We start from the raw sequence: 13,403 nt of genomic DNA on the forward strand, positions 1-13,403 counted from the left end.
ATTCCGGCAAACAACGGCAAGTCTCTCAGTGACTCGCCTTAACGTTTGGATTCCACAACCAATGCCATGCGCACGAGATGCGACAGGCTGCTCGCGGCCATCTTGCTCATGACATTTGCGCGATGGATCTCGACCGTGCGCGGGCTGATGCCAAGATCATAAGCAATCGTCTTGTTTGGCAGGCCGGACACAAGTCCGTCCAGCACCTGTCGCTCCCGCTCCGACAGCGCCGACAGACGACCGCGGATTTCCGAGCTTTGTGGATGTGCCGCATCCGTCTGATTGCGATTGTCCAACGCGGAGCGGATCGCCTCGATCAGCACCTCGTCGTCAAACGGCTTTTCAATGAAATCGGCGGCCCCTTCCTTCATCGCCTGAACGGCGAGCGCCACGTCGGCATGACCGGTCATGACAATAACCGGAACCGAGTGACCGCGGGTCCTGAGTTGGCGCAGGAACTCGATGCCGTCTATGCCGGGCATGCGCACATCGGTCACGATGCAGCCGTCGATATTGTTCGTCGCCGTTGACAGAAACGCCGTCGCCGATTCGTGCAGGCGTACGGCAAAGTCGGCGGTCGCCAGAAGAAAACCGAGCGACTTGCGAACCTCGACGTCGTCGTCGACCACATGCACAAGATCATTCCCGGCCATTGACGACCTCTTCCCTGTCCACGGTGCGCAAGGTGAACCGGAAAGCGGTTCCTCCAGACGGCATTGCCTCGGCCCAGATACGACCGCCGTGCGATTCGACGATGGTGCGGCAAATGGAGAGGCCGACACCCATACCCTGCTTCTTGGTGGTGACGAAAGGTTGGAAAAGCTGGGCCGAGATCTCCGGCGCGAGGCCCGTGCCTGTATCGATCACGCTCACTTCGGCCATGCCGTCGTCCTTGGCAATGGTCATCACATGCAACTCACGGTGCGGTGCTCCCTGCATGGCCTCCACCGCATTGCGCATCAAGTTGAGCAGAACCTGCTGAATTTGGATGCGGTCGGTCAAGACCAGTTCGGCTGCAGGATCGAGTTTGTAGCTGACGCGCACATTGGCTTCTCTTGCCCCAACCAGGGCCAGGGACGATGCTTCCTCGATCAATGCCGGCAAGCGCTCGACCTGACGCTCGCTTTCACCTCTTGAAACGAAGTCGCGAAGGTGTCGGATGACATCTCCTGCTCTCAAGGCCTGTTCCGCGGCCTTTTCGACAGCCTCCCTCAACATCGGCGCGCTCTCTTCCTCGCTCTTCTCAAGCAGCCGGCGGCTGCCCTTGAGATAGTTCGTGATCGCGGTGAGCGGCTGGTTGATCTCATGCGCAAGCGTCGAGGCCATTTCGCCGAGCGCGGTAAATCGTGCCATATGGAGAAGCTCCTGCTGCTGCTCCTGTATTCTTGCTTCCGCCCGGTGACGTTCGGTCAGGTCGCGACAGAAGCCGGTAAAGAAGCGTCCCGTTCCCGGATGCATCTCGCCGACGGAAAGCTCCATGGGAAAGGTGGAACCATCCTTGCGCATTCCCGTGACAGTGCGGCCAAGTCCGATGATCCGGCGCTCTCCGGTCGTCAGATAGCGGTGCAGGTAGGCGTCATGCTGCTCGCGATAGGGCGCCGGCATCAGCAGGCTGACATTCTGACCTATGACTTCGCCGGACTTGTAACCGAACAGCATCTCGGCGGCCGTGCTGAAGGATTGGATGTGGCCTTGTTCGTCGATGACGACCATCGCATCGGGCACCGTTGCCAGGATCGAACGCAGATGATCCTCCCGCAGCCGAAGTGCGGCGTTCGCAAAGGAGAGTTCGCTGACATCCGTGCCTTCGACGAAGATGGCAGCGACCCGACCATCGTCGGTCTTGATCGGCTGATAGACGAAATCCAGGATGCGCTCTTCTATCGGCCCATCCTCCTTGTTGCGAAGGGCTACCTTCACGCCTTGGCCCCTATACGGCTCGCCGGTCCTGTACACATAGTCCAGCTGTTCGAAGAAGCCTTGATCTTCGAGCTCGGGAAGGGCCGCGCGCGCCGACTTTCCAATCACCGACCTGTGGCCGATCAGTCGTTGGTAGGCGGCATTGGTCAGTTCGAAGACATGATCCGGCCCCCGCATGAGAGCCATGAAGCCCGGAGCCTGCTCGAACATTTGCGACAAGACTGATTTCAGCATCGTCCCGCCGGCCGACAAAATACCCGCTTCGCTTTGGCTCACCTGATATCCCTGGTTTCGGCACGCCTGCAACAAAGGCTAATTATCACTCCTCGCCGCGCACTCAAAACGGATCGAGGCCGAAGTCTTCGGATGCAATTGGCGGGTCCTTTGACTCACATCAAGGCATTGGGCGGTGGTGAATGCAACGCTCATACATTTCTACCCTCTTCAGCGAAAGGCCCCCTCGCATGTCTTACAAGTCAATTATCGCAAACCTTGCGATAGATGCAGCGCCTGCGCCCATAGTGAAACTGGGGGTCGAACTGGCCGAGCGTTTCGGAGCGCACCTTATCGGCCTGGCGGCAGCGGATGTTCCGCCGCTGGTCGCCACCGGCAACGGCATGGTCTACGAAGGCGAGATCATGCAGGTTCAGCGAACCGAGATCGAAAAGCGGCTTACCGAACTGCGGGCCGAATTCGAAAGGCTGGTTCCGGCATCGGTCAGCAGCGAATGGGGGCAGGCGGTCAGCAGTCCGACCCGCTTCCTCAGCGTTTCCGCCCGTGCGGCGGACCTCATCGTTACCGGCGGCGAGGAGGGAGAAAATATCTACCGCGCCGTAGATATCGGGAGCCTTGCCCTCGGCACAGGCCGGCCAGTCCTCGTCGCCGCGAGCAATGTCGAACATGTCATGGCAAAGACCGTGCTGGTCGCCTGGAAGGACACCAGGGAGGCGCGAAGGGCGATAGCGGATGCATTGCCTTTCTTGGCTGGGGCCAACGAGGTGGTCGTTGCCACCATAGATGCCGACCGCCACGAAAGCAGCCGCGACAGCCTCGCCGACGTCGCGGTCTATCTCGAACATCATGGCATCCTGGCGCGAACCGAACTGATCCGTGACGAGGCTGATGGTGACCGGCTGCTGGCATTCGCGCGCTCGATCCATGCGGATCTGATCGTCTCCGGTGCCTACGGCCATAGCCGCCTGCGGGAATGGGCCTTCGGCGGCGTCACCCGCACGCTGATCGAAGACAACGCCATCAACCGCTTCATGTCGTATTGACCGCCAGCCGCACCGGGAACTTCAAGTCCGACACATGCGGTCCGCACGCCAGATTCATGGTTCCGGGCGAGTCGCCTGTTGACCGAGATCAATGCAGCGGTCGCCAACATGGCAATGATGGCCGAGAAACAGGAGTGACCGACATGACCTTTCTCGATTACCTGATTTCAGGTGACGCCAGGACCGCTTTGATGGGTCGCATGATGCAGAAGCTCGGCGTCGACAAACAATTGAAGGTCGTGGCGGACCATGTGGCCGTCACCAATCGTGCAGTAGACCGCTGCCGGTCGTGCGGCCATCAGGACGAATGCACGAGCTGGCTCGACGAACACCAGCACGCCGATGATCCGCCGGATTACTGCCGCAACCACGACTTGATCGCACGGCTTCAACACGCAGCCGGCCAACGCTAGAAAAAGTCACCACAAATGGGTCTGACGAGTCAACGCAAACTGAACTTATGCCGATAGATTTGCATCCCATGGGACCAGGCAGTTTGGACAATCTATTTCTTCTAGAAGCATTTTTGCTTTTTATTGCGCCCGGCCCAACCAATGCTCTTTTGATGGCGGGTGCGGCCAAGCGAGAGAAGGCGATTGCACTCTTGGTCGCACAGGCCTGCGGATACGGGATCGCAGCCGCCTGCTGGTTTTCGCTGCGACCCTTGCTGCCGTCCGGCGCCATCCAGGTACTCAAGCTGGTCGCAGCCCTATGGCTCGTAATTCTTGGCCTGCGTCTGATAGTCAGCGACCAGATCGACGCATCCGAAGACGGGGATAGCCTTTCTGTTATAGGAACTACTGCCCTCAATCCGAAAGCCTCTATCTATTGTCTGGCAATCGTGCCGGTGGGCGCGAGGCCGTACGAACTGGGCTTCTTCTGGATTGTACTTTTGTTGACCACAGCTGCCACCGGGTCGATGTGGCTTTTGCTCGGCAGGCGGCTGAACGGAGGCAGACAGATGGCAGACCGGGTCGCGGGCGCGGTGCTTATCGCATTCGCCTTGTTGCTGCTTCGACCACTAATAACGATAGCTGCGACTTAGGGTTCAACGCGGACATTGGGTCACGCAATGCGGAGTCCGCAAATTCTTGTAGTGCTGAACTAAGAGACAAGCACCACCGACAGCGGCCCCGCGCAGAAGAGGTCATCCTTGACGGCCCTTACGCCGGCGACGTTTTCGGCGGCGACAATGGCTGCCTGGCGCTCGCGTTCGTCGAATATCGCGCCGCTCAGCTTCACCACCCCCTTGTCCACTGTCACGTCGATCATGTCCTTGCCGGCCCACTTCTGTCTCGCAAGCTCGGCAAGGACATTCTGTCGGATCTGCTCGTCGTCGGTGACTGTCGAGACAGTGTCCGGCAGGATACGGAGCAATGCACGCAGAAGATCGGCGCGGGTGACGATGCCGACAACTTTGCCTCCGTCGATGACCGGAACGCGTTTGACGTGATGGCGCGTCATCAGCTCGACGATCTCGGGCAGCGATGCGCCAGGGGATACCGTGACGACATCCGCCATCATCACCTCCTCGACTCTGCGTCCGTTGGCCCGAACATATTCATCGGCGGCTCTTCCTGGGCTGACAAGAAACTCCAGCCAACGCGCGCGCTTGCGTTTGGAGCCGAGTTCTTCACGGCGCAGGAAATCGCCCTCGCTGACTATACCGACCAGAGCGCCGTCGCTGCGAATGACGGGAAGGCCGCTGATCCTTTTGGAGAGCATCAACCCTGCCGCATCGGAAATCGATGCCGTTGGTTCTATCCCGATCACCGGTGCGGTCATTATGGCTTCGGCTTGCATGCCTGACTCCTCCGACAACTATCGGGGCCAATATCGAGGTCCTGTGCGGGACGTGCCTTGATCTGCATCACTTCGACAACGCCAGACGTCACTTTTTGCTGGTCGTCCCCGTCGATCAGAATCCGCTCCGCCGCTCCGTCGAGATCCTCGTACTGACCGCTCTTCAGCGCCCAAAGGAACCCGGACAGCCCAAGCGCGCCGAGGAACAGCGCCACAGGAATGAGGTAGGCGAGCGTCGTCATGAGGGTCGCGCCAGGGCGCCGATGCCGGAGCGTCCGTCAGGAGCGACGCTTCTTGCTGAAGCGTGCGGCCCAGACCCCTGCAGCCGGAGCGCGTTTCCGATAACCAGCAGCGACGAGGCGGACATCGCAATCGCCGCGATCAACGGCGTGACATGGCCGAGAATAGCGATCGGCACGGCAACGGCATTGTAGACGATCGCGATGGCAACGTTCTGGCGGATCAGCCTTCCGGCTTTCCGCGAGATGTCGAGGGCGAGGGGCACGGCCAGGAGGCTTTCACGCAGGAAGACGAAATCGGCGGCGTTGCGGCCGATATCGGCCGCGCTGGCGGGGGCGATCGACACGTATGCGGCGCCCAGTGCGGGCGTGTCGTTGAGCCCGTCACCCACCATCAGAACCTTATGGCCGACCTTTGTCAGCGCCTCGATGTGCTCGACCTTGCTGGATGGAAGCAGCGCCGGAACGAAGTTCTCGATACACAACGTCCTGGCAACTTCGCCGCAGGCAGTTGCGGTATCACCGGACAGCATCTCGACCGACACGCCGGCATCCTTCAATTGCCGAACCGCCGCCTTGGCATCAGAGCGTGTAGCGTCCTCGAACGCGAACGAAGCGACGATCATCCCATTTCTCGAGAGCACCGTTCCGCCATACTTGCCTTCGCCACCGGTCCGAGCTTTCCATCCGGCCCAGCCGCGCCGGCCAAGTCGCCATGTGCTGTTCGCGGTTGTAGCTTCGATACCGAAGCCGGGGTGCTCGCTGACGGCGTCCACCTTCGGTTGTCCGGCAAAACCCATGAAAGCGGCGATGGCCTTTGAGAACGGGTGGCGGGAGTGTGCGGCCATATCGGCTGCGATCGCCAGCATCGTCAGATCGACCGACGACGCGTTGACCAACCTGGGTTGCCCGAGCGTAAGCGTTCCTGTCTTGTCGAACACCGCCGTGTCGATCGCCGCCAGGCGCTCCATCGCTGACCCGTCCTTGACCATGATCCCGTTCTCGAACAGGCGACGAGCCGCGACCACTTGCACGATCGGCACGGCGAGGCCGAGTGCACATGGGCACGTGATGATGAGAACGGCGATGGCGATCGTCATTGCCCGGTGCCAGTCGCCGGTGGCCACGATCCAGCCAAGGAACGTCACGAAGGCGGTCAGATGGACGACCGGAGCATAGAGCGCTGAAACGCGGTCGGCGATACGGCGATAATGCGCGCGTCCGCCCTCGGCGGCTTCCATCAGCCGGACCATTTCGGCCAGGAAAGAATCCTTTGCGGCGGCTGTGGCCTCGATGGTCAGCGGGCCGGTGAGATTGAGCGTGCCGGCCTGCACGGTTTCCCCGGACGCCACGGTTCTGGGCGTGCTCTCACCGGAAACCAGGGAACAGTCGAGATCCGAAGAGCCTTGAATGATCTTGCCGTCGACGGGTATCCTTTCGCCGGCCGCGATCAGCAGATGCATGCCTGGTTCGATCTCCTCGACGGGCAGGTAGTCGTGGCTGGCGTCATGGCGCAGGACCATGGCGCCGCGGGCTGCCAGCCGCGACAGGCCGTTGACCGCGGTCCGGGCACGCTCCCGCATCACGTGATCCAGTGTGCGGCCGATCAACAGGAAGAACAGCAGCGATACCGACGCGTCGAAATAAGCGTGGTCGCCATGGTTGATGGTTTCGTAGAGGCTCATCGCGTAGGCAAGCGAGACTCCAACCGCAATCGGCACATCCATGTTCATACGGCGGTGGCTCAAAGCATTCCAAGCCGAGCGGAAATAGATGCCGCCGGCGAAGGCGAGCGCCGGGATGGCGAGCAGCGCGGAGACCCAATGGAACAGGTCACGCGTCGCGCCTTCAGCGCCTGACCAGACCGAAACCGAAAGCAGCATGATGTTGCCCGCCGCAAAGCCGGCGATGGCGACGGCGCGGATCAGTTCCGAAAGCGTCTTGTCCTTGCCGTCAGCCTCGGGATCGAACAGGTGCGCTTCATAGCCCAGCCGCACAAGTGTGGCGACGAATGGCGGAACCTCGTCGCCGCGCCATTGCACCGAAACACGTTTTGTCGACAGGTTGACGCGAGCGCCTTCGATATGCTCGAGCTTTGCAAGCGCTGTCTCGATCGCCTGGATGCAAGCCGCGCAGTGAACCGTCGGCACCGACAGATCGGTCTGGCGAAGGCCATCGCCAAGCGCGCGGCTTGCCAACCTGATCTCCTGGCTCGATGGCAAGCTGGATGTCGCTCCGCCCAGATCCAGCGCCATTTCAGCGCCCGGTGCACAGCAGCTCATTGCAGTGCTCCCTTAGAAATCATGATCCGGCGAACGTCGCGATAAGGCTCTGGCAGACCGGCATCAGTGTCGACTTCGACGATCCAGACGCCGTCCCTTAGCGTGTGCTGAGCAGCAAATTCCTGGCCCGAGGCAGCGGCGAGAGTGACAGCTTTGTCCGCGCCCTCATAGGCAGGATGACGAAACAGCACCTTGACACTATGCAAGGGAACCGGCTTGCCGGCGGCATCGCTGAGACTGTAGCGGACTTCGCCCGAAGAGATCGTCAATTTGCCGGTCCAGCCGAGCGCCGCCTGCGCACGCCCTTCCTCGGCCATTCGGTTGAATTGCTGGCTGGCCACATAGGTGTTTTCGACGACGAGGCCGGTCCAGCTCGTGCTGGCGAGCGTTGCCATCGTCAGATTAACTGCGATGACCACACCAAAAAAGGCGAGAATGGTGGCCAGCATGTGCCTGCCGGTGAATTCGCGGGTTTTTTGCGTATTGGCGCTCATCTGGCGATCTCCGGGGCGTTGAAGGTGGCGGTGTATTCGTCCGTTTCGAAACTCGCCTTGTCCTCGACGCGGAATTTGAACGTTTGCGTTGCGCCGCCGACCCGGTCCGCCGGCTGGCGCACGAAAACCTTCAGCATCTTCAGGCGGTCGGGTTCGACCGCGACGGCGAAGGACCGGTCTGCGGGAAGGTCGATACCAACGACGCTCATTTCGGCTCCCCGCAGGCCCTGCATCGTGACAACGATCGTCCTTGGCTCGGGGATCATGTTGAGCAGCTTGACGGTGTAGCCGTTGCGGATCGAACCGTCGGACAGCGTGACGAATTGCGGGTTGCGGTCGTGCAGAACGTTGACCTCGAGCCGGTCGCGCGTCAGCAGCGAATAGAGCAGCGCAATGCCGACTGCCGACCACGCGCCCATGTAGATGAAGGTGCGTGGCCGGAAGATCTTGCGGATATGGAAATGGGCCAATTGTTCGGAGAAAGCGCCGCCGTCGGTCCTGACGAGCGACGGGTTCACCGAGCAAGAGCCGCCTGCAGTCGCCACCGCCATATTGGCGTTGTAATCGGACAGTGTCGCATAGGAGATCAGCCCGCGCTCCTTGCCGAGCTTGTTCATGACGCTATCGCAGGCATCGATGCACAGCGCGCAAGTGATGCATTCGAGCTGCTGGCCATCGCGAATGTCGATCCCCATCGGGCAGACGGCGACACAGGCATTGCAGTCGACGCAGTCGCCGACCGGCTGTCCGGCGGCCTGGACCTTCTTGGCGTGCCGCGACCGAGGTTCGCCGCGCCAGTCATTGTAGGTCACGGTGAGCGAATTTTCGTCGAGCATGGCCGCCTGGATGCGCGGCCACGGGCACATATAGGTGCAGACCTGCTCGCGCATCAGGCCGCCGAATGTGTAGGTGGTTGCGGTCAGCACGCCGATGGTGATGTAGGCGACCGGCGCCGCGGTGCCAGCGAAGACCTCGCCAATCAGCGATGGCGCATCGGCGAAATAGAAGATCCAGGCGCCGCCGGTCGCTGCCGCTATGACAAGCCATACGGCGTGTTTCGATACACGCAGCACAAGCTTGCGCGCCGTCCAGGATCCGGCGTCGAGTTTCATGCGGGCATTGCGATCTCCCTCGATCGCGCGCTCCACAACCAGAAACAGATCGACCCATACGGTCTGCGGACAGGTATAGCCGCACCAGGCTCTGCCAACTGTGGATGTGATCAGGAAAAGGCCGATGCCGGCCATAACGAGAAGGCCGGCCACATAGTAGAATTCCTGCGGCCAAATCTCGATGAAGAAGAAATAGAAGCGGCGGTTGGCAAGATCGATCAGCACAGCTTGATCGGGAGCAAACGGACCTCGATCCCAGCGCAGCCAGGGCGTCAGGTAGTAGATGCCCAGCGTGATCGCCATCACCAGCCACTTGAAGCGGCGAAAGCTGCCCGAGGCGCGCTTGGGAAAGATCTTCTTGCGCGGTGCATACAGCGGCTGGCGGACCTTGGCTGAGTTGACCGCCTCGGCTTCGAGCCTCTCTATCTGCGTATTATCCAGCACGAGAAACTCCAGTCGCGCAGCTTATGGTTTCGGCGCGCGCAGTCGGACTTGTTCTTCGGCCGGTGCGCGAAATGCCGCGTTGAACAAGCCTTGCCGCAGGGTAGCCTGCTCCGCGTTGATGCAAGTCAATCGGCGGACATCCAATGCAATGAGGCCCGGCGCAAGCCGGGCCTCTTCGCTTGGCTGGCGAGGGCCGGGAATAGGACCCCCCCTCTATTCCCCACCGCCAAGCGAATGGATGTAGACCGCGAGCTCCTTGACCTTGGTTTCGCCGAGACGCTCAATCCAGGCCGGCATAACGCCGTGCTTGGGTGCGCGGACCTGCGCGGCGATTGCGGTTTCGTTGGACCCGTAGAGCCAGATCGCATCGGTCAGATCGGGCGCGCCGAGCTCTTTGTTGCCTTTTGCATTGTCGCCATGGCAGGCCACGCAGTTTTCGGCGAAAACCTTGGCGCCCGGCTCGACCAGTTTTGCATCTTGAACCGGGCCGGACAGGCTGGCGACGTAGGTGCTGACCTGTGCGACCTGGTCGCCGGTGATGATCTCGCCAAAAGCCGGCATTTCCGACAGGCGGGTATCCGTGGCGGATGCGAAGCGTATGCCGTGCGTGATCGTTTGCTGGATCTGCTCGGCCGTGCCGCCCCACAACCAGTCGTCGTCATTGAGGTTGGGAAAACCCTTGGACCCCTGGGCACCGGAAGCGTGGCACTGCACGCAATTGACCTTGTACGCAGCGCTGCCTGCGGCAACAGCGAATTCGCGCAGCGCGTCGTCGCCGGCAATCTCCGAAACGGTTTTCGATTGTATCGCTGCGGCATACTTGGCCTTGGCGAGTTCGGCCGCGGCAAGTTCCTTCTTGACATCGTTGCGGCTCGAATAGCCGAGTACGCCCTTGGTCGCCGAGGTCAGCATCGGCCATGCCGGATAGGCGATGGTGTAGCCGATCGCCCAAACGATGGTGATGTAGAACGTTATGACCCACCAGCGCGGAAGTGGGTTGTTGAGCTCCCTGATGCCATCCCACTCGTGGCCGGTGGTGGAGATGCCCGACACTTCGTCGATATGTTCATCGCTCATGATCAGTCGTCCTTCAGGGGAATGTGGGCGGCTTCATCGGCCTGCTTGCCACTCCCGGGACGGAATGCGAACGCGACCGTGCCAACGAAGAAGAGTGCCATGGCGAGCAGGGCCCAACTGTCGGCGAACTCTCTCATCCAGTTGTAATCCATGTCCTTTCTCCTCAGCGGTAGCCGGCGGCTTCGTCATAGGTCTTGAAATCGACCAGCGTGCCGAGCATCTGCAGGTAAGCGACGAGCGCATCCATCTCGGTGACCTGTTGCGGATTACCGTCGAAGTCGCCGAGCTTGGCCTTCGCGTAGCGGCCAGCCAGGTCGGATGTGTCGGCCTTGGGGTCGGCCTGCGCAATCAGGTCACCTGCGGCGTGAGCGATCATGTCATCGGAGTAGGGGACGCCGACGCGCCTGTTTGCGATAAGGTGTGTCGAGAAGTCCTTCACCTCGATCGGCGTATCCTTCAGGAAGGCATAGCTCGGCATGATCGATTCCGGCACCACCGAACGCGGCTCGATAAGATGCTGAACGTGCCACTCGTTCGAGTAGCGATCTCCGACCCTGGCGAGGTCCGGCCCCGTGCGCTTCGATCCCCACTGGAACGGGTGATCGTACATCGACTCGGCCGCCAGGCTGTAGTGACCATAGCGCTCGACCTCGTCACGGAACGGCCTGATCATCTGGCTGTGACAGAGGTAGCAGCCCTCACGCACATAGATGTTGCGCCCGGCGAGTTCGAGCGGCGAATAGGGCCGCATGCCCTCGACCTTCTCGATCGTGTTGTCGAGATAGAAGAGCGGTGCGATTTCGACGATGCCACCGATCGTCACCACCAGGAGGGAACCAACGAGAAGAAGCGTGGCGTTCTTCTCGATGATCGCGTGTTTGTCCATCAAGCCCATTTTTTGGCTCCTTATTGTGCGGGCTGAAGGGTGGGGATGGAGTCTGGCATCGGCTCCTCCTCGCGTTGGTAGCCGAGGATGGTCATGGTGATGTTCCAGGTCATGATGACAGCACCGGCGAGATACATCGCGCCACCGGCGGCGCGCATGACGTAATAGGGATGCATGGCGGCCACGGTCTCGGCGAACGAATAGACCAGGAAGCCCTGCTCGTCGTACTCGCGCCACATCAGGCCCTGCATGATGCCGGAAACCCACATCACCGCGGCGTATACGACGATCCCGAGGGTCGCCAACCAGAAGTGCCAGGTAATGAGCCGCAGCGAATAGAGACGTTCACGGTTCCACAGCTTCGGCACCATGTAATAGATCGCGCCGAACGAGATCATGCCTACCCAGCCGAGTGCGCCGGAATGGACATGCCCGATGGTCCAGTCCGTGTAGTGCGACAGCGAATTGACCGCCTTGATCGACATCATCGGGCCTTCGAAGGTCGACATGCCGTAGAAGGCGATGGCCATCACCATCATGCGGATGATCGGATCGGTGCGCAGCTTGTCCCAGGCGCCGGACAGCGTCATCAGGCCGTTGATCATGCCTCCCCATGAGGGCATCCAAAGCATGATCGAAAACACCATGCCGAGCGTCTGCGCCCAGTCGGGCAGGGCGGTGTAATGCAGGTGATGCGGCCCGGCCCAGATGTAGAGAAAGATGATCGCCCAGAAGTGGATGATCGACAGCCGGTAGGAATAAACCGGCCGGTTCGCCTGCTTGGGCACGAAATAATACATCATGCCAAGGAAGCCGGCTGTGAGGAAGAAGCCGACGGCATTGTGGCCGTACCACCATTGCGTCAAGGCGTCCTGGACGCCGGAGAAGGCGGAGTAGCTCTTCGAGCCCAGGAGAGACGCCGGCATCGACAGGTTGTTGATCAGGTGCAGCATCGCGATGGTCACGATGAAGGACAGATAGAACCAGTTGGCGACGTAGATATGCGGTTCCTTGCGCTTCAGGATGGTGCCGAGGAACAGGACGAGGTAGGCGACCCAGACGATGGTCAGCCATATGTCCACATACCATTCGGGCTCAGCGTATTCGCGGCTCTCTGTGATGCCGAGCAGGTAGCCGGTCGCGGCCATGACGATGAAAAGCTGATAACCCCAGAACACGAACCAGGCGAGATTGCCGCCGAACAGCCGGGCGCGGCTGGTGCGCTGCACGACGTACATGGACGTGCAGATGAGCGCATTGCCGCCGAAGGCAAAAACGACGCCGGACGTATGCAATGGCCGCAGGCGGCCGAAGTTGAACCAGGGCTCGATGTTGATATCCGGGTAGGCGAGTTGCAGCGCGATGACCACGCCGACAAGCATGCCGACAACACCCCAGAACATGGTGGCGATGACGCCGTAGCGGATTGGCCGATCCATGTAGGCAGAAGGATCGACCGGTGCCACCGGCGCAAAGCTGGTGTTGCGCAGAAGGACGATGACAAAGCCAAGCAGCACGAAGAAAAGCACCCACATGTGCTGGCGAAACGGCTCGTCCACACCAAAGCCGGCCGCCACGAGCGCGACGAACGCGAAAAGGACCAAAGCGACGATTTCTGTGCCGAACTTCATGGCATGTCCCCGGTGTCGGATTCCGATGCGCGGACGCCAATCCGCGTCGATACCAATTCAGCAGTCTCCCGATCGCCGCCTTGATCCATGTCAAAGCCATATGCTGTTGGATTGGGCAGCGTCGATCTTGCGAACGAGTGGGAGGCGGCCGTTGAAGGAAGAGAAAGAGCGGGGATCGTTGCTGTTCGAGGCACGTCGTGAGAATTCGATGCTAGCTGGCCCATCCGGCAGAGAGGCA

13 protein-coding genes and 1 pseudogene are annotated in these 13,403 nt (G+C 60.8%); 3 read left to right on the forward strand and 11 right to left on the reverse strand.

Features of this window, described 5'->3' with window-relative positions; genetic code table 11:
* Positions 1 to 38: 38 nt before the first annotated feature.
* Both fixJ and AC0L14_RS24800 read right to left on the reverse strand, forming a co-directional pair.
* On the reverse strand, positions 39 to 653 hold the full coding sequence (gene fixJ / locus AC0L14_RS24795; RefSeq protein WP_473751019.1) for a response regulator FixJ: 615 nt from the start codon (positions 651 to 653) through the stop codon (positions 39 to 41).
* Positions 640 to 2,154, reverse strand: a complete 1,515-nt coding sequence (locus tag AC0L14_RS24800) for a PAS domain S-box protein (protein WP_473751020.1) — start codon at positions 2,152 to 2,154, stop codon at positions 640 to 642. Before AC0L14_RS24800 ends, fixJ begins: the two co-directional genes overlap by 14 nt.
* Positions 2,155 to 2,384: 230 nt before the next feature.
* Between AC0L14_RS24800 and AC0L14_RS24805 the strand changes: the two genes are divergently transcribed.
* The 3 genes from AC0L14_RS24805 (at position 2,385) to AC0L14_RS24815 (ending at position 4,242) form a co-directional block, all read left to right on the forward strand.
* Positions 2,385 to 3,197, forward strand: coding sequence for a universal stress protein (locus AC0L14_RS24805; protein WP_473751021.1), 813 nt, complete (start codon positions 2,385 to 2,387; stop codon positions 3,195 to 3,197).
* Between the two features lie 143 nt (positions 3,198 to 3,340).
* Positions 3,341 to 3,610, forward strand: a complete 270-nt coding sequence (locus tag AC0L14_RS24810; protein ID WP_473751022.1) for a DUF6455 family protein — start codon at positions 3,341 to 3,343, stop codon at positions 3,608 to 3,610.
* 83 nt (positions 3,611 to 3,693) lie between these two features.
* Positions 3,694 to 4,242 carry a hypothetical protein gene (locus AC0L14_RS24815; protein ID WP_473751023.1) on the forward strand — a complete coding sequence of 183 codons (549 nt, stop codon included), beginning with the start codon at positions 3,694 to 3,696 and terminating at the stop codon, positions 4,240 to 4,242.
* A gap of 59 nt (positions 4,243 to 4,301) precedes the next feature.
* Here the strand turns inward: AC0L14_RS24815 and AC0L14_RS24820 are convergent, their stop codons facing one another.
* The 9 genes and pseudogenes from AC0L14_RS24820 to ccoN all read right to left on the reverse strand — a co-directional run bounded on the left by AC0L14_RS24820 (position 4,302) and on the right by ccoN (position 13,165).
* Positions 4,302 to 5,000 (reverse strand): CBS domain-containing protein, encoded by a 699-nt coding sequence (locus AC0L14_RS24820; protein WP_473751024.1) that lies wholly within the window; start codon positions 4,998 to 5,000, stop codon positions 4,302 to 4,304.
* A 98-nt stretch (positions 5,001 to 5,098) separates the two neighbouring features.
* Positions 5,099 to 5,242: pseudogene (ccoS, locus tag AC0L14_RS24825) on the reverse strand (cbb3-type cytochrome oxidase assembly protein CcoS); the annotation flags it as partial.
* Positions 5,239 to 7,521, reverse strand: a complete 2,283-nt coding sequence (locus AC0L14_RS24830) for a cation-translocating P-type ATPase (protein WP_473751025.1) — start codon at positions 7,519 to 7,521, stop codon at positions 5,239 to 5,241. The pseudogene ccoS and the gene AC0L14_RS24830, both read right to left, overlap by 4 nt.
* Positions 7,518 to 8,015 (reverse strand): FixH family protein, encoded by a 498-nt coding sequence (locus AC0L14_RS24835; protein WP_473751026.1) that lies wholly within the window; start codon positions 8,013 to 8,015, stop codon positions 7,518 to 7,520. Before AC0L14_RS24835 ends, AC0L14_RS24830 begins: the two co-directional genes overlap by 4 nt.
* The gene (gene ccoG, locus AC0L14_RS24840) at positions 8,012 to 9,571 is read right to left on the reverse strand and encodes a cytochrome c oxidase accessory protein CcoG (RefSeq protein ID WP_473751027.1); all 1,560 of its coding nucleotides are present in this window, start codon (positions 9,569 to 9,571) and stop codon (positions 8,012 to 8,014) included. The genes AC0L14_RS24835 and ccoG overlap by 4 nt, the downstream gene beginning before the upstream one ends.
* Before the next feature lie 213 nt (positions 9,572 to 9,784).
* A complete protein-coding gene (gene ccoP / locus AC0L14_RS24845; RefSeq protein ID WP_473751028.1) occupies positions 9,785 to 10,648 on the reverse strand; it encodes a cytochrome-c oxidase, cbb3-type subunit III in 864 nt (287 codons plus the stop codon).
* A gap of 2 nt (positions 10,649 to 10,650) precedes the next feature.
* A complete protein-coding gene (locus tag AC0L14_RS24850; protein ID WP_473751029.1) occupies positions 10,651 to 10,800 on the reverse strand; it encodes a cbb3-type cytochrome c oxidase subunit 3 in 150 nt (49 codons plus the stop codon).
* Positions 10,801 to 10,811: 11 nt separating this feature from the next.
* Positions 10,812 to 11,543 (reverse strand): cytochrome-c oxidase, cbb3-type subunit II, encoded by a 732-nt coding sequence (ccoO, locus tag AC0L14_RS24855; RefSeq protein WP_473751030.1) that lies wholly within the window; start codon positions 11,541 to 11,543, stop codon positions 10,812 to 10,814.
* 11 nt (positions 11,544 to 11,554) lie between these two features.
* On the reverse strand, positions 11,555 to 13,165 hold the full coding sequence (ccoN, locus tag AC0L14_RS24860; RefSeq protein ID WP_473751031.1) for a cytochrome-c oxidase, cbb3-type subunit I: 1,611 nt from the start codon (positions 13,163 to 13,165) through the stop codon (positions 11,555 to 11,557).
* Between the last annotated feature and the right edge of the window lie 238 nt (positions 13,166 to 13,403).

This window comes from Mesorhizobium sp. WSM4841 (assembly GCF_055811515.1).

Coding starts and splice junctions, on each gene's coding strand:
- fixJ (WP_473751019.1), bottom strand. CDS start 653: ATGGCCGGGAATGATCTTGTGCATGTGGTCGACGACGACGTCGAGGTT.
- AC0L14_RS24800 (WP_473751020.1), bottom strand. CDS start 2,154: ATGCTGAAATCAGTCTTGTCGCAAATGTTCGAGCAGGCTCCGGGCTTC.
- AC0L14_RS24805 (WP_473751021.1), top strand. CDS start 2,385: ATGTCTTACAAGTCAATTATCGCAAACCTTGCGATAGATGCAGCGCCT.
- AC0L14_RS24810 (WP_473751022.1), top strand. CDS start 3,341: ATGACCTTTCTCGATTACCTGATTTCAGGTGACGCCAGGACCGCTTTG.
- AC0L14_RS24820 (WP_473751024.1), bottom strand. CDS start 5,000: ATGCAAGCCGAAGCCATAATGACCGCACCGGTGATCGGGATAGAACCA.
- AC0L14_RS24830 (WP_473751025.1), bottom strand. CDS start 7,521: ATGAGCTGCTGTGCACCGGGCGCTGAAATGGCGCTGGATCTGGGCGGA.
- AC0L14_RS24835 (WP_473751026.1), bottom strand. CDS start 8,015: ATGAGCGCCAATACGCAAAAAACCCGCGAATTCACCGGCAGGCACATG.
- ccoP (WP_473751028.1), bottom strand. CDS start 10,648: ATGAGCGATGAACATATCGACGAAGTGTCGGGCATCTCCACCACCGGC.
- AC0L14_RS24850 (WP_473751029.1), bottom strand. CDS start 10,800: ATGGATTACAACTGGATGAGAGAGTTCGCCGACAGTTGGGCCCTGCTC.
- ccoO (WP_473751030.1), bottom strand. CDS start 11,543: ATGGGCTTGATGGACAAACACGCGATCATCGAGAAGAACGCCACGCTT.
- ccoN (WP_473751031.1), bottom strand. CDS start 13,165: ATGAAGTTCGGCACAGAAATCGTCGCTTTGGTCCTTTTCGCGTTCGTC.